The organism is Streptococcus sp. 2020WUSS084, from assembly GCF_044427445.1.
GTDB lineage: Bacteria > Bacillota > Bacilli > Lactobacillales > Streptococcaceae > Streptococcus > Streptococcus suis.
The window spans coordinates 166,889-192,068 of record NZ_JAOTGC010000002.1 but is presented as its reverse complement, the minus strand read 5'-3'; the positions used below and the strand labels follow the sequence as shown (position 1 = coordinate 192,068).

Here is a 25,180-nt window from a genome sequence, read left to right as displayed (position 1 = left end):
TATTCAAGAGCAGGAAAAGCATGATATAGCACTTGATAAATTGAGTGTAAAAGAGTATGAAGATCCCTTTAGGGATAATGGCAAGTAGTACGAATGCCTCTTTAAGAGGCTAGTGACGAGTCAAAAGCAGTGAGGCTTGAACAAAGTGAAAGCCAGCGTCTTTAGGCGCTGGCTGGTGATGTGGGCTTACAGCCCTTGTTCAAACCACCCGTTTGACGGGTGGTCATGATTTATTATTTGCTCCATACGGAACTTTTGCGGTTTCATTCCTTGGCGTTCATAAAAACGGACAGCTCCTGCATTGTCAGCCCATACATCCAAGGTAAGATTGTGGCAACCCTGCTCCTTAGCATAGGAAAGAGCAAATTCATAAAGTTGCTCGCCAATTTTTTGACCACGCGCCGAATTGGCTACACACAAATCATCAATAAACAAGGTTTTAACTGGTTCTAAAACATCGCCTGTTGCGATAGATAATTCACAAAACAAATGCCCAACCGCTTGTCCCTCTAGCTCAAAGACAAAAATAGGCTTATCTGGATTTTCCAAAAGTGCTACTAATTCAGCCTCAGAAAATTTTTGACCTGCACTTTTAAAAATATCTGGTCGTACCTGGTGATGCACCTGTAAAATATCTTGAAGCAATTCATTTAATACCGGAATATCAGACTGTCTAGCTTTACGGATTGTCATAATACTCTCCTTTTGAGTTTTTATTATTATAGCACATGTTTATTTTTTAACAAAATAGGTCTACAGACCGATGAAGAATCTGAAAATTCGAGTATACTATAGGTGTATCCTAAAATTTTTCATAAATCTCCTAAAAAATCAGCTGGCCAAGGCTGGTTTTTTTGTTGTCTTAAAACGAGAATGTGTACTGTAGAAAACTACTAATACTCTTCGAAAATCAAAATTATCCGTTGTCAACTTGCCTTGATGAGTGAAAAGCTCCAGTGGAGCTTTTCAGCCTGTTACCTTGAAATAAGAAAGTAACAGAGTTCTATCTTCGGCTTCGTTTCCTAGGCTACTGTTGATTTTCATTGAGTATAAAGCTTCTCCCTCTTTGACGCAAAATGTTTTTGCTTCATTTCCAACCTCCCAGAGTCACTTCCCTGACTCTGGGAGCCCCAAAACACAGAAAAAAGCCTACTGCACAACGCAGAAACGTTGATACAATAGGCTTTTTCATGTTATTCCTCGCTCTTTTATTTCTAGGCGAGGGATAAAACAGTCTATCCCCAGACTGTTTTATTTTACCGCATCCTTAAGAGCTTTACCAGCTTTGAATGCTGGAACTTTTGAAGCTGCGATTTCGATTTCTTTACCAGTTTGTGGGTTGCGACCTTTACGTGCTGAACGCTCACGAACTTCAAAGTTACCGAAACCGATCAATTGTACTTTTTCACCAGCTGCAAGGTAGTCTGCTACTGCTCCGAATACTGCATCAACAGCTGCTGCTGAGTCTTTTTTAGTCAATGAAGTTGCTTCTGCAACTTTTGCAATCAAATCTTGTTTATTAGCCATTTGCTAAGTCCTCCAATAATTTTCTGAGTTATTACTCACTTCTATATAGTACCGAATTTTAGGCGTTTGGTCAAGTTTTTAATGCTATTTTACTGTCTTTTTCTGTAGATATCAACAATGAATTGGTCGTTGTACAAATCAATCGTATTCGCCTTTCCATACAGATCAAATTTGTTTTTCAGTTCTGTCAGTTGAACCTGTACTTGCGCTTGTTCAGAGTCTATTTTTACAAAGGCAGGTAGTTTATAATTTTTTTGTAAATAGGCTAATACCTCTGCTTTCGGCAAGGATAAACTTCCAGCTGATATTTCTGTTATCCGTAACAAAATACTGCCATCTTCCATTTTGCTAGGTTGAAAATAAATATAGAGTGGGATAGTCACACCAAAAATCTGATAGCTGCCTTCAAAAACAACTTGCTGACTCGTTACGAATAATTGATAGGAAAACTCTTCCGTCTGATAATCTTTTAGATAGTTAGTGAGGGTTTGGTTGAGCTGTTCCCTATTAGTGGAGAAGGTCCCAACCTTGGTATCTTCTGTACTAGTCTGAACGAGCGTTGTTAAATCCTCTCTATCTGTTTGAATCCGTGTATAGAGGACTATTCCGCAACCAATCAATAAAGCCAACTGGGCTAAAAATAGCCATTTCCAAATATTAAGGTTCCCAGCTTTCCGTGGTCTCATTCATTCTCTCCAATATCGCTTTTTTCATAATCTCATATCCAGTATTATTGGGATGGAAACTGTCTTCCTCATACAGTAAATTATTGGTAACTTGGCTACCATTTTGACTAATACCAGCCTCCCCTTCCAATCCTTTATAGAGCAAATCATTGATCGGAACAAAGTAGACATGTTGATATTTTTCAGTTATCTGTTCTGTCATAGTATTCCAATTATCAACAATTGTCTGCATTTCTGTCAATTCAGGAAAATTGAGGTAGAGTGGATTGTAAATCCCGACAACATAGATGGGAAGATTTGGATTATTCTTACGCGCTGTCTTAATAATTGTATCCAATCGTTTTCCGTAATCTTTTGCGGGCTTATCAAAAGTTGAAACTTTGAGATTGGCAATGTTTTTAATAATAGCCTTGCGCAAATCGTTGCCACCAACTGTCAGAGTTAACAGATCTGCTGTTTTTAAGTAGCTTATCAGCTCTCCATCTTCCTTCATTCGCTTAAGAATCTGATTACTGGTATTCCCAGAAACTCCGAAATTTTTATAATCTACTTCATAACCATAATCGTTAGTTAGAGATTGAGCCAACAAGGGAACAAAGCCCCCCTGTCCAGTTGTATCTCCAACACCTTCTGTCAAAGAATCACCAAGTGCCACATATCGAAAACTGATTTTTTCTGATACGGTAAGCTCTTGTCTGGAGATGCGAGATGAGGCAACAGGAATGAGTTGATGAAATAGAAAAATCGACCCTAGAATTGCCAGAAAAAAGAAAACAAAGCCTTGAATCAACTTCCTGTTATTCATAACGAATCAAAATAGCCCAGGCATCCTCACCGGTATGAGTTTGAATAATGGAGCCTGTCTCCAAGACAGAAATTTCTTTTGAGACGTACTCTTGTAATTGACTCTTCATTTCATTTGCAAAATCTGCCGTTCCTGAATAGGAAATACCAATCTCGGCTACTTTTTTATCTGCTAGAGTTGCCGTGAACTCTTCCAGCCATTTTTTAAAGGTCTTATTGCCTCGTCCTTTGACAATCGGAGTCAGCTGATGGTCTTTCATTTCCATGATGACACGGATATTGAGTAGGCTACTCAACATCCCTTGAACACGTCCAATACGACCACCCTTGACTAGATTTTCTAGGGTCGATACACCGATGTATAATTCCGTTTTTTCTTTGACTGTTTCAATAGCTGCAAGGATTTCTTCTTTGCTGGCACCTGCTTGTGCCATGCGTGCTGCTTCTACAACTTGGAATTTTTCAGCCTGATCTGTAAAGCTTGAATCAAGTATTGTCACATCAGCACCAGAAAGGGTTGCTCCTTGTCTAGCAGCTTCTACTGTCCCTGATAAGGCATGCGACAAGAGAATGGCAATAATCTGACTGCCGTCTTTAGCCAATTCAGCAAAAGTTTCCGCAAAGAGTCCTACTGGGGGCTGACTTGTTTTGGGCAAGTTTTTTGACCCACGCATGAGCTCCAAGAATTCTCCTTCTTTTAAATCGTTGTCAGAGTATACGACTCCGTCAACCATTACAGATAATGGAACAACTGTTATATTCAATTCTTCGACCAAACTGGGTTCGATAGTCGTACTTGAATCCGTAACAATCTTAATCTTTGACATATTTCATCCTACAATTCTCTTCAATTTTGCCATCTATTATAACAAATTTTGACCAAAAAATAAACTTTGGACATAAGCAAAAAGGCTAGTCGTCTAACCTTTTTCTACTAATTCTTTTGCTTGATTACGGGCTGCATCTGTGATTTTGTCACCGGCTAACATCTTGGCAATTTCCTCAATACGCTCTTCTTTGGTCAAGAGACGGACACGAGAAACAGTCGAATGTTCGTCGGATATTTTCTCAATAAAGAACTGATAATCTGCAATAGCAATGACTTGTGGTAGATGAGAAATCGCCAATACTTGACCATATTGTCCGATTTTATAAATTTTCTGGGCAATTGCCTGGGCCACACGTCCAGACACCCCTGTATCCACCTCGTCAAAGACGATGGAAGTCTTACCTTCTTTACGGGCAAAGGCTGACTTAATGGCCAACATCAAGCGAGACAATTCTCCTCCAGAAGCCACCTTAACCAGTGGTTTGAAGTCTTCACCAGGATTGGTGGAGATGTAAAATTCTACTGTTTCATTTCCTTCTCGATTAAATTTTCCTTTAGTAAATCGAACTTGGAAACGAGCTTTCTCCATATACAAGTCTTGCAATTCTTGGCGAATAATATCTTCTAAAACAACAGCCAATTCATGGCGTGATTGGCTGAGCTGACCTGCTCGTTCAACCAATTCTTTCTCTAAGTTCTTAAGCTGAACTTCCAAATCATCTCCAGATAAATCATTGCCTGTCAATAGATTGTATTCTTCACTGATTTTACTAAAATAGTCCAAAACATCATCGACAGTTCCACCATATTTCTTCGTAATGGTATTGAGCAAATCCAGACGACTTTCCAATTGCAAGAGACGATTGCCGTCAAAATCTAGATTATCGACCACATCGCTGAGACGCTTGGTCACATCTTCAACAACATAATAAGCTTCTGTCAGGCTAGAAGAGAGCTGTTTGTAGTCTGGATCAAATTCTTCCAGACTTTGCAAGTCACTCATAGCTGAGCGTAGGTTGTTCAAGCTTGAAAAATCTTCATTGTCTAACAGTGCATAGGCATTGGTCAGTGTATCTGCAATTTGTTTGTGGTTGAGCAGTTTATCTCGTTCCTGATTGAGTTGAATATCTTCACCAGACTTCAAATCCGCTGCTTCGATTTCAGCAATTTGGTATTCCAACATCTCAATCCGCGCCTTGTGTTCTTGCTCATTTTTTTGCTTTTCAAGAACTCGTTTGCGAAGACTACGATAGGCATCAAAGGTTGTCTGATAACGGTCTTTAAGACTCCAAAATTCATCTTCCCCGAAACTATCCAAAAGACGGATATGGTGCTGGGACTTCATCAATTCTTCCTGGTCATGTTGGCCATGAATATCTACTAAATATTGCCCAATCTGTTTCAAGACAGATAAATTGACCATTTGTCCATTGACACGACTGACCGAACGGCCATTTTGTAGGATTTCACGACGGATAATGAGCTCGTCAGCTACTTCAATCCCCTGTTCAAGCAAAATCTGCTCGAGAGCTCTGCTATTTTCAAAGGAAAAGAGCCCTTCAATCTCAGCCTTGGCGGCCCCATGTCTGATAACATCTGTCGTCGCACGCGCCCCTAACATCAGGTTCATGGCATCAATGATAATGGATTTACCTGCACCTGTTTCACCAGATAGGATGGTCATCCCATTTTCAAAATTCAGTGATACCTGCTCAATAATGGCGAAGTTTTTAATGGACACTTCTAGTAACATGGCTACCACCCTCTAACCGTCTGTTCGATTTGCGAAATAATACCTTCGTTTGTAACAATGAGCAGAATACTGTCATCGTCAGCAATCACTGAAAAAACATGTTCTTGAAATTGTTCCAAAATCTGGCGTTTAACCACAGCAGAGCTTCCAGGTACCAGACGGAGATTAATCATTTTATCCATCACTGAGACTTCAAAAACATTCTGCGATTTTACCTTAACAAGACCTGCCTTTGGTAAACCATAAATATATCCCTTATCCGCTGATGGAACCTTAATAATGCCAAGTTCCTTGATATCACGTGAAACCGTTGCTTGTGTCGCATTGACACCCATTGCTTCTAGACGTTCAACAATTTCTTCCTGTGTATCAATAGGAAATCGGACTACCAAATCTTTAATGACTTCTAATCGTTCTCGTTTATTCATCCTTTTTAAATTCCTCATGTGCTTGATAGACTGTAGTTGTTATGACCTCTTTATCAATCTGGGTTGGTTGTGTTGATTTTTCTAAGTGCGCTAAAAATTCGATATTGCCATGACCGCCTTGAACAGGGGAAAAGTTAAGGGCTTTGACTGAGAAGCCTGTTTCCACGGCCATTTTTGTCACTTCTTCCAATACTTTCAAGTGAACGGATTTATCTTTGACAATGCCATTTTTCCCAATCTGTTCACGTCCAGCCTCAAATTGGGGTTTGACAAGGGCAACAACCTGGCCGCCCTCCGCTAAAATACGATGGAGTGCTGGTAAAATCAGACTCAATGAGATAAAGCTGACGTCAATGGACGCAAAACTTGGTTGACCAAGTTCGAAATCTCCCAGCTCAGCATAGCGGAAATTGTACTGTTCCATGCTGAGCACACGCTCATCCTGACGTAATTTCCAAGCGAGTTGATTGGTCCCTACATCCACAGCGTAGACCTGCTTGGCACCAGCCTGCAGCATAACATCCGTAAATCCGCCTGTCGAAGCCCCAATGTCAATCGTCGTTTGACCCTCAACTGATAATTGGAAAACCTGTAAGGCCTTCTCCAATTTGAGACCACCACGGCTGACATACTTGAGTTTTTCCCCCTTGAGCTTGAGTTCAATTCCCTCATCAATCTTCTCACCGGGTTTATCATAGCGTTCGCCATTGATCACCGACACAACCAGTCCAGCCATGACGCCGCGTTTGGCCTGCTCCCGCGTCTCGAAAAGCCCCTGTTTAAAAGCTAGTACATCTACTCTTTCCTTAGCCATTGATTCGTAAACTTTCTATGATTTCTTTGATTTTTTCTGTTGAAAATGGGACTTGTTTAGCCACTTGATCTAGCTCGTTGATTGCTTGATTCAAACTATCTTCTAGAAATACTTTTGAGGCCTCCAAGCCCATCAGAGCAGGGTAGGTAGATTTCTCAGCCAATACATCTTTTTGGGGAGTTTTTCCGATTTCCTCAAAAGTGGCTGTCACATCCAAAATATCATCCCGAACTTGAAAGGCTAGACCAACTAATTGACCTGCTTGTCGCAAATGGCTGATTACCGCATTCGATTGTCCAGCAATCAAACCTGCTGCTACAAAGGGAAAGGTCAATAATTTCCCTGTCTTATTGGCATGAATGGCTTGTAATTGCTCTAAGGTCAAATTCTGTCCTTCTCCTGCCATGTCTAGGACCTGCCCGGCAACCATTCCAAAGGTCCCAGATGCCTGGGAAAGCTCTCTCACGAGAGCAAGGATGGTCTCAGCTGGTAAATCAACTTGGGCTAGGAAACCAAATGAATCTAGAAAGAGACTGTCCCCTGCTAAAATAGCTGTTGCTTCATCGTAAACCTTGTGGTTGGTCAAGCGACCACGACGGTAATCATCATTATCCATAGCAGGCAGGTCATCGTGAATCAAACTTCCCGTATGGATCAACTCGACACATGCTGCCACTTGGTAATGAGCTTGTTTTAATTCCATTCCAAAGGACTCTAAGATGGTCAATAAAAGCAAGGGACGGATTCGTTTCCCGCCAGCCTGTAGCGAATAAAGAACCGATTGGTTGAGGCGTTCTGCTACCTGAGGTTGGTAAAAGTCTGCCATGGTTTCCTCAAGTCGCTGCAATTTACTGGCAACCATTAGTCCATCTCCGCTTCACTGCCATCCGCCTGCATGACCTTGACCAAGGTCTTTTCAGCTTCTGCTAGTGTCTTTTGTAGGTCTTTCGATAGGACCATTCCTTTTTGAAACTCAGCAAGTGCTTCTTCCAGAGCCACATCGCCTCGCTCCAATTTGGTTACGATTCCTTCTAATTCAGCTAAGTTTTCTTCAAATGTTTTCGTCTGTTTGGACATGTTTTACCTCCACATCAAGTTGACCATCCTTCATCTGGATGGTTAGGTTTTCACCCATTTGTACATTTTCTACACTATCGATCACCCGACCATCTTGACGAATCATGGCGTAGCCACGGGCCACGATGCGACTGGTATCCAGCATAGTCAAGGCCTCAATCAGCTTGTCCGCCTTGGCCATCTTATTGTCATAGATATTAGCCATATTGCTCTTCAAGAGTCGTTCCTGCTGGATAATTCTCTCTTGGAAACTCTCTACTTTACGACCTGGATGCACACCTTGTAATCGTTGCTGTAGTAAGAGACTAGCCTGTTTCTGCTGGCTGTAGAGTTCTTTCATCCGTGTCTGCAATTGATTGGTCAAGCGGTCTAATTTTTGCAAATAACCATCATACAAGCGTTCAGGCTGGCGGAACATGACTGACTGGCTAATTTTCTCAAGCTGACCTCTTAGGAATTTCAAACGATTGGTCATGGCCTGATAGGCTCTATTTTCCTGCTGATTGAGGTAGCCCAGTAAGTCTGCCTTGGTCACAGGTGTTGCTAATTCTGCGGCAGCTGTTGGGGTAGCAGCTCGTTTATCTGCTACAAAATCAGCCAGAGTCGTATCAGTTTCATGACCTACGCTGGAAATGATTGGAATACGGGATTCAAAAATAGCCCGAACCACAATTTCTTCATTGAAAGCCCAAAGGTCTTCGATAGAACCACCGCCACGACCAACAATCAAAACATCCAAGTCATCCCGTTCATTGGCTCTTTGGATATTGGCAACAACCTCCTGAGCAGCACCATCTCCTTGCACCTTGGTCGGATAGAGAACAATCTCTACGCCTGGAAAACGTCGGCTAACGGTTGTAATAATATCCTGAATAACAGCTCCACTCGGACTGGTAATGACACCGATTTTCTTGGTAAACCGTGGCAAGGCTTGCTTGAATTCTTCTTTAAATAAGCCTTCCTGTGTCAGAGCTTGTTTGAGCTGTTCAAACTTGATTGCCAAGGCTCCAATACCATCTGGCTCCGCTTTTTCAATGACAATGGAATAAGAACCATTTGGTTCATAGAGCTGAATGCGCCCAATGACATTGATTTTCATTCCCTCTTCAAGCTCAAAGCCCAGATTCTTATAGACGCCTGCCCACATGGTCGCTTGGATGACTGCCTTGTCATCCTTGAGCGAAAAATATTGATGGCTAGGGCGTTTACGGAAGTTGGACACTTGACCTGTCAAATACACCTTCTCCAAATACGGATCGCGGTCAAACTTTAATTTTAAATACTTAGTTAGATGACTAACCGATAAATATTCAACCATGTCCACTCCTTCTATATTGTATCCCTACTATTATACCAAATTTTGCACTTTTATACAGAACTAGGCTTATTATTTCCGATAGCTTTCCTGTGTTTTTTTCAACAATTTGCTATATAATAGTTTGTGAGAAAATAAGAACTTGTTGATAGGTTCTAAGGAGATTTATATGAAAATTGATGATTTACGAAAAAGTTCTAACATTGAGGACCGCAGGGGACAATCCAGTTCTAACTCATCTTTCTCGTCTGGTTCATCTGGCGGAAATGTTCTATTAGGACTACTCTTTTCACGACTTGGTTGGAAAGGAAAACTACTTGTTCTTGTCCTTTTATTAGCCTTCGGAGGCATGTCAAACCTTGGTGGGCTGCTTTCCCCATCAACAGGGACTAATCCTTACCAATCAAGTCAAGTCACAACGACTGGTACAGATGTGTCTGATGCAGATGCTGAATTCATGAGTAAGGTTTTAGGATCGACAGAAGATTTTTGGGTCCAACAATTTAAAGCCAATGGTTTAACCTACAATGCACCGACTATGGTTTTCTATACTAACCAGACCCAAACCGGATGTGGAGTTGGTTCCGCCCAAGCTGGTCCATTCTATTGCTCTGCTGACCGCAAGATTTATATTGATACTTCTTTCTATCAAGAATTGTCTAGCAAGTATAAGGCTGCTGGTGACTTTGCCATGGCCTATGTCATCGCTCATGAAGTTGGTCACCATGTTCAGAATGAATTAGAAGTTCTTGGGGCCTACCATCAAAAACGGGCTCAACTATCCGATAAGGAAGGCAATGCACTAAATGTTCGCTTAGAATTGCAAGCTGACTATTATGCAGGAGCCTGGGCCAAATATGTTGATGGACAAGGCATCTTGGATGCTGGTGATATTGACGAAGCTATGAATGCTGCCCATGCAGTTGGTGACGATACTCTTCAACAGGAAGCCTACGGCCGTACTGTTCCAGACAGTTTTACCCACGGCACTTCTGAGCAAAGGAAAAAATGGTTTAATCTCGGTTATACCTATGGTGACCTTGCTCACGCCGATACATTCTCCGTAGAGAAACCGTAAACATCCATAGCCTCTCGTAGCAATAAAGAAACTCTTGCAACATACACTTTTGCAAGAGTTTCTTTATAATATACAACTGACAGAAGCCAATTTATACATACGGTACCACTTTTAAATATGAAAACCGAATCATGTAAACTTACTCATCAACTCTAATTAGAGCGGTATCCTAGTTTCAAACAATATCACAATTATTATTTAGCAAACTTTAATTATTTCCAGTTATCTCTGCTGCAGACTGCACAGTTCCGTTTGGAATAATCACTGTTTTCAACAAATTATTTTCCTCGTGAATACGTCTGTATAAGATAACCATGTAGACTGGGAATAAGATGAGAAAACTATATGTTGCATGACACAATAAAGCTAAACCGATTAATTCTGGTATAATATTTAGGAAATAGTTAGGATGCTTTACAACACGAAACAACCAATGATCAACAAAACGATGATCTTTTACCAACATGAGCTTAACTGTCCAAATATCACCTAACAATCGTGTTACCCAAAATAACATTCCCATTGAAAACAGCAAGAATATCAAACCTAAGCTACTAAGTGTATCAAACTTGGTGTGTCGCACTACTGCTTCAACCAAACATGATAAATAAAATAGAATATGTACAATTGTTAATAATTTAGTATTTTGAACACCAAATTCTGAACCGCCGTCTTTCAAAATCCGTTTTTCGTTTTTAATTGAAATCTTCAAAAAATAGATTCTCACCAAAAAAATACAAATAACCAAAAAAACAATCATAAATCCCTCCTGTATTTTAACAGATTTTATCAAACACATTCATTATACAAAGTTAGACTGTCGCCATTCTATTCCTATCCTGTTTTTTTCCTATTTTCCATTTGAGACTATAATAAAAGAGACCTGTTTTCAAAAATGGATGAAATCATGTCTCTTTTATAGTCTTTTAGTTTACTTTTAGTACTCGCTCCAAAGGTTTGGGGAACCTTTGGAGGTTGGAGATAGGGCGAAGCAAGTTCGCTTCAATAGCTGCAGACAGCTTGTACAGTCGAGTGACTATGCAAGGTTGGAGATAGCACTTGCGGAGCAAGTCACCCCTGCAGAGTACAGCAAAGCGAATTCAAACAATCCAGTGGAGTGTTTGAAGTTGGAAATAAGGAAACGGAGTTTCCTCTTACGTCGAAGTAATAAAAGAAAAACTAAATGTCTATATTATAATTTTACCTATATCAATTCATTACTATTCGCTGTAATTTGTGATTGCAAATGAATCATAAAACGCATAGTTTGTGTATCAGAAGCATAAAAAGTGTACGGAAAGCCGTGTTTTTCTAATATTTTCTGTACAATAAACAAACCAATCCCTGTGCCACCATCTTTCTTATCACGGCTGTAGTCTGGTCGATAGAATGGACGAAAGACTTGATCCAATTCCTCGTCACTTAAAACACGTTCAACCTGATTTTCGATTATTAATTGATTTTGGCGCAGTATTACACGAATAATAGCTTCTTTACATGAGTACCGAAAGGCATTATCTAAAATATTCTTAATAGCTTTTAAAAAATAAACAGGATTTCCTTCAATGAGAACCGGTGATAGTTCTACTTCAAATTGATAGCCCTTAACCTCTGCCAAACTCTGATAACTTGTTAAAGAGGAATCAATCAACTGATCTAATCGGATTTGTTCTCTGCTTTCCTTTAAAGCCATATCAAGATTTGTCGCTTCTAAAATAGAATGAACTAGCTCAGATTGCTCCTGCAAGATTTCCTTGCATTTTTTTAAATATGTATCATGGTCCTTAAATGGCCCCACATTATAAATCATGCCTTCGACTAACCCCAACATACTAGCTATTGGAGTTTTTAATTCGTGTGATGTGATGCGGAGGAAATCAGACTTCTCTTTCTCACGTGCCATAGCACGTTCATTTTCCGTTCTTAATTCATCGATACTTGACAATAACTTGCTATACAGGCTGTTAATATCCTGAGCCAATGCTGTTATTTCATCTGTTCCTACAACAGCACAACTGATTCCGGATTCTAACGATTGCATCCGTCTTGTTGTTTCTGAAATTCTTGCTATTCTACGAGTGGACAGCCTACTGTAAACAAAAGCTACCGAAACTGCCAGAACAATAATCAACAGCAATATGAATGGATAAAAAGTTACCAATGTTTGACTGACATCAGATAACGAGTGGAATCCATAATTAAATAACAGATAATATGTAACTCCTTCTGCAGATGTTATCTCGGCTCCCCAAGAGCCAATTTCATCAAAATCCCCATTTTCTAAATACTCGTTCTCATGCTTTTTAGCCATTTCATCATTGGGGTCTGGATAAATAATTTCTCTATCACTCGAAAAAAGACTAATAATAATATTCGGAGTTTTTCTGTCGAAATCATCAATCTCAGATATAATCTTAGCTTCTGGCATCCCATCCAATTGTTTAGCCACAGTCATATAATCGTGTCTCAATTCCTGTTTCTTAACTTGATTATAATATATAGGCATGGCATAATACAATAACCCTAACAATGTTACAGAGATGATAGAAATCATCACAGCAACAACTATGAAATTTTTTCTAGCAATCCCCATATCAAGTATCCTCTATTTGATAACCACGACCAACTACTGTCTTCAAAGGAAGTGACGGCAATTTTTTACGTATATTCTTGATATGATTATCTAAGACACGACTATCCAATTCCGTATATCCCCATATTCCCATCATCAAGTTATCACGACTAACAATTTTCCCACGTCGTTTAGCTAAATATAGTAAAACTTCATATTCTTTTTTCGTCAATTGAACTTCTTCTTCTTCCATATAAACTGCCCCGCTAGTTGGTTGAATAAGAATTGTTCCTATCTCAATGCTATCTGTATCTCCTTTTCCTCTCAAAATATTCTCAATCCGTTTTACCAATATAGTTGGTGAAAATGGTTTAACAACATAATCACTTATAATCTGATTAAAACTAATAAGCTGTGTATATTCGTCACCCATGGCTGTCAGCATCAAAATTGGAATCTGAGAAGTTTTGCGAATTTCCTTCAGTACTTCCAAACCTGTCATAGACGGAATCATGATATCTAAAACAATTAAATCGAATTGTTCTTCTTGAAACCTTTCTAAAGCAACCTTTCCATCAAAAACAGATTCTACCTGATAACCATGTTCTTTTAAAAACTCACAAACAACTTGACTAATAACTATGTCATCCTCGACAACCAAGATCCTTGACATTTTTATACCTCCTCGTAAAGTTCTATTATAAAATATTATTATACTTCAATTATATACCGATTCGTACAATGGTGCAACTCTATCATAGATAAATAGAGCACCATGTTCTGCTATTTCAGCTTTCTTTTGACTTCTTTTGTTTAAAACAGATAAAAAACAGATGAAACCAAGGACATATATAGATTGGTTTGATAAACTGAACTAAACAAAAACGAAAGGAGCTATCCCATTATGTGGAGTCCAAAAAAATTAACCGTATTAAAATGGTTTGATATTCTCATTCTAACAATTATTTTATTTGGAGATGGAATCATCAACTCTACTCTCCAATACATAGCCTTACAAAATCAAACTACAACTCTTCAAGAAAATTTGACATTTTCACCAATGGATAATTATAAGGCTTTGGCTCTACAGTTAGTTTGGCTCACAATAGCCATCTTCTATCTATTACTCCGAAATTTTGATTTCTCAATTTGGAAAAAACATATTTTTATTACTCCTTGGGTTCCATTACAAGCTGTGGCTTTATTCATTTTTTCTGCATTATGCTTGGATATCTATCATCTAGTATCCTATCAGTTTCTAGCTTCCAACACTCCATCCATGTTTCAACTATTTCCTAACATTGATTTATCACTGATTTTGTACTCATTGTTGAACGGATTTTATGAAGAAATTTTCTTCCTTAACCTGTGCTTACTGGTTAACCCTAAATATGCAAAATGGGCATTTTTATATTCGTTAATTATTCGATGCAGTTTCCATACCTATCAAGGTTTAATTAGTGCACTCGGTTTAGGCTTAATTCTAGGAACTATTTTCTATCTACTTTATCAAAAAATAAAACCTAAAAATTTATTACCATTTTTCCTAGCACATGCTGTGGCTGATGTTATCGGTTTAACTATTCTATCATATATTCTATACTAGTTATCTAACAGATAATTTGAACACAAGCTATCCTCATATCACTAAAGACTGAGTGGATCCCTACTAGTCATGACCACCCGTGAAAACGGGTGGTTTATTTTGTGTAATTTAGAGAAAAGGGTGCCAAAAAACGCATAAAATCATGTTGCTAAGAACGTTGATTTTATGCGTTTTACTATATGACCTATCTCAATATTTTTATTGAAATTTATGTTTATGCCCAACTATACTTCTCAGAATCAATGTCCATATCTCATCTCAGCCTAGTATAGATTGACAGATTTATTCTACATTCCCAGTTCAGCCTCTGCAGCTATTGCGAATGGCTCATTTTATATTCAATCTCCAAAGATTTCCTAAAACTTGGATCTGTACGGAGGGTAAAACAATTCAATCACTATTATAGGCATAATCTCTACTCTATTAACCATATGTATATACAAGTAGAAATTACACGACCAACATTTACTTCGATTCTTGCTTACGTTTTGTACGATAAAGTACCTGAGCTCCTACAAGAAGAGAGAGGGCAGTTAACGTATAGATTGGAGAATCAGCTTGTCCAGTAGATGGAAGGGTACGTGATTTCTCGTTTGAACGATTCACACTAGATACTTTCTCCATATTTTCAGAAAGACGTGATTTCTGATTCATAGCAAGCTCTACCTGATTTGCCACCGTTTCGGCATTCACTTTATCTTTGATAGTAGAAATTGGAGCAGAGTTATCCGAATCTTTAATAGTCTTAGAAGAATCTGGAGTATCACTATTTTCTGCTTTACCAATCTCTTCAGTTGACTCTGGTTTCATTGGGCGAGACAAATCTGGGGTATCCATTACTTTTGGAATATCCAATTTTTGTGTACCTGCTGAACTGTCTGTATCTTCGATAGGCTTAGGTGATTCTGGTTTAACACTGTTTTCTGTTTTACCAATTTCTTCAGTTGAATCTGGCTTCATTGGAAAAGTGGAATTTGGAATAATAATATTGTCCGTTGCTTTCGGAGTTGCCAATTCTGGTTCAACATTATTTCCTGGTTTTTCGGTCTCTTCAGTTGAATCTGGCTTCATTGGAAGAGTGGGATTTGGAATAATAATATTGTCCGTTGCTTTCGGAATTGTTGAGTCTGGTTTATTTGCTGAATCATCGATTGTTTTTTCGATAGGCTTAGGTGATTCTGTCTCAACATTAATTTCCGTTTTTTCGGTCTCTTCAGGTGTTTCTGGCTTCATTGGAAGAGTGGAATTTGGAATAATAATATTGTCCGTTGTTTTCGGAGTTGTTGAGTCTGGTTTATTTGCTGAATCATCGGTTGAGTTTTCGATAGACTTAGGTGATTCTGTCTCAACATTATTACCTGGTTTTCCGGTCTCTTTAGGTAACTCTGGTTGCATTGGAAGAGTTGAGTCTGGAACATTTGGTTCTGTCTGTTTAGGTATTTCAGGTGTCACCATAGGTGTCATATTTTCTACTTTTGATATACCTGTTGACTTGTCTACCACCTTATCTGTATCTTTTGGCTCACTAGAAACAGGAACCAAAACTTTCTTAGTTTCATGGTTAAGAGTTATTTTGGAAGAATACTTTTTCTCTTTGTTTTTATCATTAATGGTATGACTAATTTCTGTACTTACAAGTTTTTGAGAGTTTCTGTTTTTCTTACCTTTATATTTTAACTGATAAGTTAAAGAAATTGGTTTGTTAGTTTGATAAGCCTCGATTAAATCAGCTTTATTAAGATCCAAGGTAATAGTTGTTTTCGAGCTAGAAAACAATGATGTGAGCCAAAAAGAAGAAGGAGAAGGAGTTGTAAGCTTTGCTTTCGGATGACTTAATTCTCCTATAATTTCAGCGTCATTTTCTATAGTATCTACCAATGTCACTTTAGTCAATACATCTTTAAATTTTTCTGCAACATTCTCGTCAATATTTAAAAACTCGCCCTTATCCCCAGACATTTTTTTCAAGTAGTCATCAAATTTATTCTTTTGTTCATCATTCTTTGTCACATCAACAGCGTAGAAATGAATCCCTTTCTCAGTAGCAATCTTTGCTTCTGCCTGAGCAGAGAGGTTATGATTGTAAAAGACATTTTTTCGACCGTAGAAAATGTAATCAACGAGGGAATTTGCAAACAAATCAATTGCTTTTTCAGAGGTATTTGTCAAACCAAGCTTTTTACCGATGTAACTGAGAGTATTCGTAGGTAACTTAGCCTTATCTAATTCTGTTTTTAAATTGTGCTTTATTTTTTGAACAATTTGATCTCTAAATGTCAACGGCTCTAGCTTACGCTCATAAAAGCTACGGAAATGGTAGCCTTCACCAATTTGTTTATCATAATTGAAGTTCTTTTCTCCTAACTTCGAACTATCTACATCAGCTAAATCAATATAGTCTAACGGATTTTTTACAAATGCTCCAAGAATTTTAGTTAATCCTGCTACAGTAGATACCCCATCTAAAGCCTTATTGAAACGGGTAATACCAATCTTATCCAAGAAGTTTATTAAACTCTGTGCATCATCCAACAAGTTTGCTCTGCGGACAGTCACATCAAATGTAAATGGCCAAGGCAATAGAGGGTTAGTATGCACCACTTTATCTTCATTGATTGTCTTATACTTAGTTTCTGTTTTCGCAGCATCCGTCAAATCATAACTAAATGTAGACTCCCCTTGTGACAGAAGTACAATATGTTTGCGTTTCCCTGATTTCTCGCTTTCTAAAATGCGACGTGCTTCGTGGATTGCTCCCTGCATATCTACGCCCCAATTGTAATTTTGTTCAGCATTGGAAAAGAGGTTATCTATTGTATCTTTCACATTGGTCTTATTAACTTCTTTAGATTCAGACAACTTGCGATTAAAACCGATTACACGCACAGAGTTACGAGAATTATGATCATTGGTTGGGTCAGTCATCTTTTCGACAAGCTTTATAATGTTATCTTTAGCTGTTTTTTTAGCCTCTTCATCCATTTTTTTAGATGTATCCACCAAGACAACTATTTCTGCACCCTTATCAATTTCTTTCGGCACAATTTGAGTTGTTACTGTGACAACTCCATCTTGCCCTACTTCTGCTGTTCGAGAAACTGTAAAAAGCTCTTTAGGAGTTTTATCCACTGTACTAGATACTGTTTCATTTGGTTTTTCAACATTAGTAGAATAGTCATCTACTTCCTTCTCCACATACTGAACGGCTGGTTCTTCTTTTTCTGTTGCTTTTCCTTCAGAAGAACTAGTGTTTTCAGCAACTTGCCCCGTTGGCTCTGAAGCGTTTTCATTCGTTAATGCCTCAGGAGAAGCAGATTCTGCATTCGATTTTGGTAAGTCCGAAGTAGAAGAGGACTCAGCCACCTCTCCTTCCTTGTTTTCATTATCTTGGACAACTTTAGAGTCTTCAACGACGGCAGTAGCCATAATCGGAGAAGTGCTATCTGTCTCCGCAGTTTTTTCCAAAGTAGGTGTTTCTGCATATACTGTCACAGTATTTTGGGGATAGAGCGCTCCCGATAAAGCTACCCCCGCTCCCAGCGAAACAAGTCCAATTGATAGCTTCCGCAAAGTGAATTTTGGATGATTCATTATGATTCCTTCTCCTTGTTCTCTATAAATTTAGAATGTATTTTCGCCCTTCTTTAGGTATTTTCAAAAAAGGAAGTATGGATGTCAATGGTAAATAACTTTAGTATCATTTTGTTCAAGAAGCGTAGAGCTTTTGGGAAAAGAATAGGCACCTTGTGTATTCATAAGGTGCCTAAGTCCTTCTGTTAACTGCTTACTTCACCTATCAAGTCAAGCAAGCATGATTACAACTCAAAGTTCCTATTTATCATTAACAATGACCATATCACAAAATGTGCGAGTCTATTACTACACAATCCATTCTACCATATAATTTAAAAACAGAATTTGTTTTTTCTCTATCGTTTGTTTATGTTTATTCTATTCAAAAAATGATAATTGGTCTTTGAGTCTGTTATCACACACATTTATACAAGTGATAAATATTGCAATGAGTCCTCAAACTCTACTTTCACCTCTATAAGCAAATAATTCATTGAAAGAAAAATTTTAACTCTTTTAATTTAAAGCTACACAATGCCTCTCATCTGTCGCAAATGAAATTTTGAGAGAGCTTTGTCATCGCCTTTTACTCACTTTCTGTTATCTTTTTCTTGCCAATAAATAGAGCAAATAAGAATAATACGATTGATAACATTATATTGGCAACTAAGCTCGTTTTTTCACCGGTCTTAGGCAGGCTTCGAACTTGGGTATTCTCACCACTATCATGTGAGTTAGTTCTCACAGATACATTTTCTTTTATACCTTCGTCTCTTACAGTACGAGCCATTTTCTCTTGCTTAGTAGGCATATCTTTTTTCGAATCATCAAAAATAGAAACCGTTTCTTCTTTTGATGTCTCTGCATTTTGCTCTACTTTTTTGTCAGTCAGCGTTTGGCGCACAGGTGGCAAAATAGTTTGTTCAAGTGTGTCTGATTGTTCGATATTTTTGGTAATTTCTTTGCTAGGTTGCTCTTCCTTCTCGTCCTTTTTATCTGGTTTATTAATGCGGTGACCATTTCCTTTTTGAACCGTTACGACTTCCCAAGCTACCTGTTCACCTTCTTTATCAAACGCTCTAAACGATAAGGTTTCTCCATTTTTTAAAACACGACTACCCAAATCAAATTCGAATCGACCTGTTGAATCAGTTGAAGTTTTACCAATTATCTCCTCGCCATTCTGAGTTGATACTAATTCAATCATTACATCTGGAGCTGTTTTGCCACTGATGTAACCATGATCTGTAGTGACTTTTTCTACTTGAAATGGTAAATCCGTCACGTCTTCATCTTCCAAATATTGCCCTACAACTTCTTCCTTACTAGCGATGATATTATTTGTAACCGGGTCAATGATTTCAAAGCGAATTCTCTCACCTTTTTCAAAAGGCAATTGTAAATCTTGAATTTGGAAACCAAAAAATCCTAATTCGTCCACTTGAACTGGAGGATACTGTTTTCCTTTGATTGACGAAACCATGCGAACGTAGGCATTAAGATGTATCGTTCGACCGACAATATAATCTTTTTTATTATGCAGTTTAGGTACAATGATAGGATCTTCATCTGTCGCTTCATCCATATCTGCATCTTGTAAATAAGTTGCTAAAGATGCCATAACAGATTTATCCAATAATATACTTGAACCATCAACTGTATCAAGATGGACAGATACCAGATCCTCTTGTTGATTGTGAGTCAATCTGTAGTACTTATCCTCTGATTGTAGGGCAGGCAAAGCAATCTTATAGTGACCTGTCTCATCAGCAATAGCTTCCATGATAAACTCTGAAGTATCAGCATTGTATAGATGTACACGACCTAAAGGAAATGTAGTTCCTTCCAAAACTGAAGTCGCACTTGATAAAGGTTTTACTGTCATTTGTGAAGATACTTTTTCTTTTACCAATGGTTTTACAATAGTATTAGTAATCACCGGCTGACCATCTTCTGGTACAAAAGACAAAACCAATCTATCATCTGCTTTAAATTTTGAACCTGCTAAACTCTCGGAAAAAGTAACCTCAAATCGTCCATCTTTAGGATCAATTAGTGTCTTATCAGAGACAAAACTACCATTTATTGATAGATAGACTGAACCTTTGACAGAGGTATGACCAATAACTTTGCTCGTATGTTCAAAAACTGGTTCGATGAACACTTGATGCATTCCAGTAGATGTTTTTTCTAATCTTTTTGCTGGAATTTCATAAGCCTCTGGATGTCGATTAGTCCTCACTACTACCTTACGTTCTTCAGAATCTGCCTCTAGAGTCCAAAACTGTTTCGGCAAAGCACTAATTTCCACAGTTTGGCTGTGAGCAAGTGGTTTACTCAACCGATAAGAAAAATCTCCCTTATCATCTGCTTCCAAAATATTCTCAATAGAAGTAACTGCTTCCCCATCTATCGTAATCGCTACATATCCACCAGGAGTGGTATTCCCTGAGATGGTTTGATCTCCAGCTTGAATCGGAGCAACCTCTAGATGGTTTTCAATAAATGGAAGTTCTTCCTCCGTATCCTCCATCTCTTCCGATTTTTTTTCTTCACTCGGTACCTCATCAGTCACTTCCTCAGCTTCAGCATTTTCCGAAACTGTATTGGTAAGCGATAATTCCGTGCTTTCTAATTGAGTTTCAAGAGCTGTAGCGTCAGTCTCCTCAGCCATTGCGGTTTCCATATTCATCCCTGTGCCAATCCATAGAAAAGCAATTGCCACCGAAACTAAACCCACCTTACTTTTTCTCAACGAAAAAATCTTGCTATTCATATTTTCTCCTTATATCTGTATTAACAATTAACGACACATATTGTCCTAGTTTTATTATAAAAAAAACATCTCATAGAACATTGTTTTTCATTAGTTTTTTATCTGTTTCACAGTTGTCTGTAATAAATAGCATGCTACATTTCGCAAAAACTTTGCTGGCTCTCATAGTCATTTAGTTTTTCTTTTATTACTTGTAAATACAATTTCTAAGTTATGGCACATTCAAAGTAAAGAACAAGCGCCTGAATTTTTCTATGATGCAGATCATTGTTTTTATCTCGGAGTGCTCGCTTTAATTCGTCAACTTATACTCAATGAAAATCAAACTAGGCGATGCATATGCAGATAGAACTGAAGTTTATCAAATCAAGTCAACAATGTCTGATTTTGATTTTCGAAGAGTATTAAATAGGAGTGGGTTTATTTGTCATGATGCCACTTGTTTATTTTGTTAACTATCACTTCATAAAACATGATTGTCCTCACAATAAAAAAAGCACCCGAAGGTGCTAGGTAAGACCATCCTACCGACTTCACGTTGAGGTAGGTAGAAAAATTCATTAGGCGTTGAAAGCGTCAGTCAACTGTGGCACCACTTGTTTCTTACGTGAAACGGCACCTGCAAGGAAGGCGTGGTTGTTTTCCAACTTGAAGTTGAAGGCTGCTTCTACCTTGTCCATGTTGCTACCGAGCGCAAGGATTTCTGAGTTTGAGTTAACGATGTCTGTAATCATCAAAACAAAGTCAGAGTAGCCATTTGCTACTGATGCTGCTGTCATAGCTGCTTCGATTTCTGCTTGGCGTTCCAAGACTTCCGCAATGTCCACTGTGTTAACTTGGGCTACACGCACGTCATTGCCATTCAAGCCAAATGTTTTGGCATCGATGTCAATCAATTCTTCTGCTGACTTGCTGGCAAGGTTGGTACCAGCTTTCAAGAGTGCCAAACCGTATTCTTCTAAGTTGACACCAGCAATTTCAGCCAATTCAGCTGCTACCTGTGAATCTGTTACATGAGTAGTTGGCGATTTAAGCAAGAGGGTATCTGAAATCAAACCTGATAGGAGAAGTCCAGCTACTTCTTTTGGAGGTGTTACTCCGTTTTCTTTAAAGGCACGGTAAACGATTGATGATGCTGAACCTACTGGCTCCAAACGCATGTACAATGGATTTGCCGTTTCAAAGTTTGCGACACGGTGGTGGTCAATGACAGCTGCCACTTCCACTTCCTTGATGTCTGCGATAGACTGTTGGAATTCATTGTGGTCAGTCAAGATGACTTGGCTAACACCTTCTGCTTTTGCAGACTCAACCACGCGCGGTGCAGTAACACCAAAATAGTCAAGAGCAAAAGCAGTTTCTTCATTTGGCGTTCCTAGAACTACTGCTTCCGCATCACGACCAAACACTTCACGCTCCAAGTGAGCCCAGCCGTATGATGATGCAATGGCATCTGTATCAGGATTTTGGTGACCAAAAACTAAAAATTTAGACATGTCTACAACCTCATTTTTTCTAATAATCTCCTACATTTTACCATAAATAGAAAGACTTGTGAACATGGACGGGTCGGGATTTGCCAAACGTTTTCAAAAAGAGTAAGATAGAAGGTAGCAATACAAAAGGAGAATCATATGAAATTTTCAGACTATACCTATGTCCGTCCCGATTATGAAGCTATCAAGGCTCAATTTACTGACTTGACAGACCAGTTGGCTCAGGCAAGTGACTTGGAAACAACTCGTACACTTGTGGCAACCGTTACAAAATTACTCAACTTGGTCGATACCCAGTACAACCTCTGGATGATCCGTCATACTATTGACATGAACGATGAGTTCTACAATGAAGAAACCAAGTTTTGGAATGAATATTCGCCACTTTTTGAAGAATTGACAACCAACTACTACCGTGTCATTGTCCAGACGCCTTACAAGGAAGAGTTGTCAGACATCTTGCCTCAAACCTTCTTCATGCAGGCAGAAAACAAGCTCAAGACCTTCTCATCTGATGTTATCCCCTTGTTCCAAAAGGAAAATGAATTGACCGATGAGTACAGCAAACTGATTGCTGGAGCAGAGATTGATTTCCAAGGTCAGACCTACAACCTGGCACAAATGGGGCCATTCGGTCAATCAACCGACCGTGAGGTCCGCAAGGCTGCTTCTGCTGCTACAACTGCCTTCTTTGAAAGCAAGGAAGCTGATTTTGATCGTGTTTACGATGAATTAGTCAAGGTCCGCACGGAAATCGCCCACAAACTTGGCTTCAAGGACTATGTGGAATACGGCTACCTCAAGATGAACCGTTTCGATTACAATCGTGACATGGTCAAGGTGTACCGTGAGGAAATCCTCAAGCATATCGTACCGATTGTGCAAAATCTTCGTGAACGCCAAGCCAAACGCTTGCAGGTACCAAGCCTGAAACACTACGACCTCAATCTTGAGTTCTTAGACGGCAATGCGGTCCCACAAGGTGACCCTGATTTTATCGTCAGCCAGGCCCAAGACATGTACCGTGAATTGTCCGCAGAAACAGGCGAGTTCTTCGACTTCATGATTGAGCATGAACTCTTGGACTTGGTCGCAAAACCAGGTAAAAACAGCGGTGGCTACTGTACCTATATCCCTGACTTCAAGAGCCCATTCATCTTCTCCAACTTCAACGGAACCAGCGGAGATATTGATGTTTTGACCCACGAAGCAGGTCACGCCTTCCAAGTCTATCGTTCGCGTTGGATTCAAAGTCCAGAAGTTGTCTGGCCAACCTATGAAACCTGTGAAATCCACTCTATGTCTATGGAATTTATGACCTGGCCATGGATGGACCGTTTCTTCAAGGAACAGGTGGATAAGTACAAGTTTACCCACTTGGCAAGTGCCCTTCTCTTCTTGCCTTACGGTGTCTTGGTGGATCACTTCCAGCACGAAGTCTATGAACATCCAGAGATGACACCAGCTGAACGCAAGGCGACTTGGAAAAAACTCCAAGACCTCTACTTGCCAGACCGTGATTATTCTGAGTCAGAAGCCCTCAACCGCGGCATCTTCTGGTATCGTCAAGGTCATATCTTTGCTAGTCCATTCTACTACATCGACTATACCTTGGCCCAAGTTTGTGCCCTTCAATTCTGGAAACGTACACAGGTAGATCACGATGAAAATGCTTGGGAAGACTATATCCGCATCTGTGATTTGGGCGGCACCAAGTCCTTCTTGCAAGTGGTTGAAGCCGCAAACCTCCAATCACCGTTCAAAGAAGGTGCCCTTGAAAGCACAGCTAAAGCTGCTGCTGATTGGTTAAATACAGTTAAGGATAGCGACTTATAAAACACAAAAATCTGAATGAATCAAACGACTCATTCAGATTTTTTGATTATATGATACTTGTCCCTAACACATTAAATCTTTTTCGCATCAATCTCCGACCTCTTCACTATTATCCCTTAATTCTATTCAAGTACTCCTGATAGGTCTCTGTCTCCATCAAGGCCTTTGCATTTTCCACTCGAGCCTTCGTTGGGGGCTTGGTCCCCTCTAGTGGATAGGGTCTGCCCAACTCACGCCACTTAAATTCACCAAGATTGTGATAAGGTAGCACCTCAAAACGTTCGACATTTTTTAATGTTTTAACAAACTTACCAAGTTCAATCAAGTCCTCATCTCGGTCAGTCAAATTCGGTACCAGGACATGACGAATCCAAACAGGCTTACCAATGTCTGATAGATATTGAGCACATTCTAAAATAGTCTTGTTACTATGACCTGTCACAATGCGGTGTTGCTCAGGATTCATTTCCTTAATATCAAGGAGCACCAAATCTGTTACTTCCATAAGCCGACTATATTTTTCCAAGTAACGCTCTGTCTTACGGAAAGTCAACGCACAGGTATCCAAAGTAGTGTGAATCCCTTTTTCTTTTGCAAGGGTAAACAGAGCAATTAAAAAATCAATCTGGATGGTTGCTTCACCACCTGAAACGGTAATCCCCCCTTCTTTTCCCCAAAACATACGAAAACGCAGGGCTTCATTCAAGACATCTTCTGCCGTTCTCTCAGTCGCTGCTGGATTGACCAGATCCCAAGTATCTGGGTTATGGCAATACTGGCAACGCATGTGACAGCCCTGCATAAAGACTACAAAACGTACCCCTGGGCCATCAACCGAACCAAAACTCTCTGTTGAATGAACCAAACCTGTCACTTTACGATAATCAATTTCTGTCATCATCTCATCCTCATCATTTTATAAGACTAGTATATCACAAAAATGAAAACGCTTCTATCATTTACTTTCTTTCTTTCATAACTATCATCTTCCGTAAGAAGAAAGCTAAAAG

General features: G+C 39.1%; 21 protein-coding genes and 1 pseudogene. 4 read left to right on the top strand and 18 right to left on the bottom strand.

The annotated features are described in order from the left end of the window. Positions 1-88, top strand: a pseudogene (locus ODU50_RS02350) (IS200/IS605 family transposase); the annotation flags it as partial. 98 nt (positions 89-186) lie between these two features. Here ODU50_RS02350 and ODU50_RS02345 read toward each other — a convergent pair. The 11 genes from ODU50_RS02345 to xseA all read right to left on the bottom strand — a co-directional run bounded on the left by ODU50_RS02345 (position 187) and on the right by xseA (position 9,236). Further along, positions 187-693, bottom strand: a complete 507-nt coding sequence (locus ODU50_RS02345; RefSeq protein WP_153052550.1) for a GNAT family N-acetyltransferase — start codon at positions 691-693, stop codon at positions 187-189. A gap of 558 nt (positions 694-1,251) precedes the next feature. Then, entirely contained in the window at positions 1,252-1,527 is a 276-nt protein-coding gene (locus tag ODU50_RS02340) for an HU family DNA-binding protein (protein ID WP_024385016.1), read from the bottom strand. A gap of 89 nt (positions 1,528-1,616) precedes the next feature. Further along, positions 1,617-2,213, bottom strand: coding sequence for a YpmS family protein (locus tag ODU50_RS02335; RefSeq protein ID WP_238710107.1), 597 nt, complete (start codon positions 2,211-2,213; stop codon positions 1,617-1,619). Beyond that, positions 2,185-3,018 (bottom strand): SGNH/GDSL hydrolase family protein, encoded by an 834-nt coding sequence (locus ODU50_RS02330; RefSeq protein WP_002936251.1) that lies wholly within the window; start codon positions 3,016-3,018, stop codon positions 2,185-2,187. The genes ODU50_RS02335 and ODU50_RS02330 overlap by 29 nt, the downstream gene beginning before the upstream one ends. Then, the gene (locus tag ODU50_RS02325; protein WP_024386337.1) at positions 3,011-3,844 is read right to left on the bottom strand and encodes a DegV family protein; all 834 of its coding nucleotides are present in this window, start codon (positions 3,842-3,844) and stop codon (positions 3,011-3,013) included. The genes ODU50_RS02330 and ODU50_RS02325 overlap by 8 nt, the downstream gene beginning before the upstream one ends. A gap of 93 nt (positions 3,845-3,937) precedes the next feature. Continuing rightward, entirely contained in the window at positions 3,938-5,599 is a 1,662-nt protein-coding gene (gene recN / locus ODU50_RS02320) for a DNA repair protein RecN (protein ID WP_002942943.1), read from the bottom strand. Positions 5,600-5,601: 2 nt separating this feature from the next. After that, positions 5,602-6,027, bottom strand: a complete 426-nt coding sequence (locus ODU50_RS02315) for an arginine repressor (protein WP_002936261.1) — start codon at positions 6,025-6,027, stop codon at positions 5,602-5,604. Further along, complete coding sequence (locus ODU50_RS02310; RefSeq protein ID WP_105106013.1) at positions 6,020-6,841, bottom strand: TlyA family RNA methyltransferase; 822 nt, start codon at positions 6,839-6,841, stop codon at positions 6,020-6,022. The genes ODU50_RS02315 and ODU50_RS02310 overlap by 8 nt, the downstream gene beginning before the upstream one ends. Next, positions 6,834-7,703, bottom strand: coding sequence for a polyprenyl synthetase family protein (locus ODU50_RS02305; protein WP_105106012.1), 870 nt, complete (start codon positions 7,701-7,703; stop codon positions 6,834-6,836). The genes ODU50_RS02310 and ODU50_RS02305 overlap by 8 nt, the downstream gene beginning before the upstream one ends. Next, positions 7,703-7,918, bottom strand: a complete 216-nt coding sequence (locus ODU50_RS02300; protein ID WP_002936269.1) for an exodeoxyribonuclease VII small subunit — start codon at positions 7,916-7,918, stop codon at positions 7,703-7,705. The genes ODU50_RS02305 and ODU50_RS02300 overlap by 1 nt, the downstream gene beginning before the upstream one ends. Continuing rightward, the gene (gene xseA, locus ODU50_RS02295; protein ID WP_029171943.1) at positions 7,893-9,236 is read right to left on the bottom strand and encodes an exodeoxyribonuclease VII large subunit; all 1,344 of its coding nucleotides are present in this window, start codon (positions 9,234-9,236) and stop codon (positions 7,893-7,895) included. The genes ODU50_RS02300 and xseA overlap by 26 nt, the downstream gene beginning before the upstream one ends. 166 nt (positions 9,237-9,402) lie before the next feature. Between xseA and ODU50_RS02290 the strand changes: the two genes are divergently transcribed. Next, positions 9,403-10,311 (top strand): neutral zinc metallopeptidase, encoded by a 909-nt coding sequence (locus ODU50_RS02290; protein ID WP_105153456.1) that lies wholly within the window; start codon positions 9,403-9,405, stop codon positions 10,309-10,311. A gap of 208 nt (positions 10,312-10,519) precedes the next feature. Here the strand turns inward: ODU50_RS02290 and ODU50_RS02285 are convergent, their stop codons facing one another. From ODU50_RS02285 to ODU50_RS02275, 3 genes are all read right to left on the bottom strand, one after another. Continuing rightward, complete coding sequence (locus tag ODU50_RS02285; protein WP_029751686.1) at positions 10,520-11,071, bottom strand: isoprenylcysteine carboxyl methyltransferase family protein; 552 nt, start codon at positions 11,069-11,071, stop codon at positions 10,520-10,522. Positions 11,072-11,515: 444 nt separating this feature from the next. Further along, positions 11,516-12,904: a HAMP domain-containing sensor histidine kinase gene (locus tag ODU50_RS02280; protein ID WP_105153457.1), complete on the bottom strand. Its 1,389-nt coding sequence runs from the start codon at positions 12,902-12,904 to the stop codon at positions 11,516-11,518. Position 12,905: 1 nt separating this feature from the next. Continuing rightward, positions 12,906-13,556 (bottom strand): response regulator transcription factor, encoded by a 651-nt coding sequence (locus tag ODU50_RS02275; RefSeq protein ID WP_023371212.1) that lies wholly within the window; start codon positions 13,554-13,556, stop codon positions 12,906-12,908. A 231-nt stretch (positions 13,557-13,787) separates the two neighbouring features. On the opposite strand from ODU50_RS02275, the gene ODU50_RS02270 reads away from it, so the two are divergent. After that, positions 13,788-14,489 (top strand): CPBP family intramembrane glutamic endopeptidase, encoded by a 702-nt coding sequence (locus ODU50_RS02270; protein WP_024382375.1) that lies wholly within the window; start codon positions 13,788-13,790, stop codon positions 14,487-14,489. A 465-nt stretch (positions 14,490-14,954) separates the two neighbouring features. On the opposite strand, the gene ODU50_RS02265 is transcribed toward ODU50_RS02270, so the two are convergent. The 3 genes from ODU50_RS02265 to ODU50_RS02255 all read right to left on the bottom strand — a co-directional run bounded on the left by ODU50_RS02265 (position 14,955) and on the right by ODU50_RS02255 (position 22,334). Further along, the gene (locus ODU50_RS02265; RefSeq protein WP_238145626.1) at positions 14,955-18,080 is read right to left on the bottom strand and encodes a serum opacification factor; all 3,126 of its coding nucleotides are present in this window, start codon (positions 18,078-18,080) and stop codon (positions 14,955-14,957) included. Positions 18,081-18,648: 568 nt separating this feature from the next. Beyond that, a complete protein-coding gene (locus ODU50_RS02260) occupies positions 18,649-20,838 on the bottom strand; it encodes a YSIRK-type signal peptide-containing protein (protein WP_105153458.1) in 2,190 nt (729 codons plus the stop codon). Between the two features lie 560 nt (positions 20,839-21,398). Then, positions 21,399-22,334 carry a manganese-dependent inorganic pyrophosphatase gene (locus ODU50_RS02255; protein WP_203181308.1) on the bottom strand — a complete coding sequence of 312 codons (936 nt, stop codon included), beginning with the start codon at positions 22,332-22,334 and terminating at the stop codon, positions 21,399-21,401. Between the two features lie 138 nt (positions 22,335-22,472). Here ODU50_RS02255 and ODU50_RS02250 point away from each other — a divergent pair, with 138 nt between their 5' ends. After that, a complete protein-coding gene (locus tag ODU50_RS02250; protein WP_029751690.1) occupies positions 22,473-24,170 on the top strand; it encodes a M3 family oligoendopeptidase in 1,698 nt (565 codons plus the stop codon). Between the two features lie 109 nt (positions 24,171-24,279). Here ODU50_RS02250 and pflA read toward each other — a convergent pair whose 3' ends face one another. After that, positions 24,280-25,071: a pyruvate formate-lyase-activating protein gene (gene pflA, locus ODU50_RS02245; RefSeq protein WP_012027587.1), complete on the bottom strand. Its 792-nt coding sequence runs from the start codon at positions 25,069-25,071 to the stop codon at positions 24,280-24,282. Between the last annotated feature and the right edge of the window lie 109 nt (positions 25,072-25,180).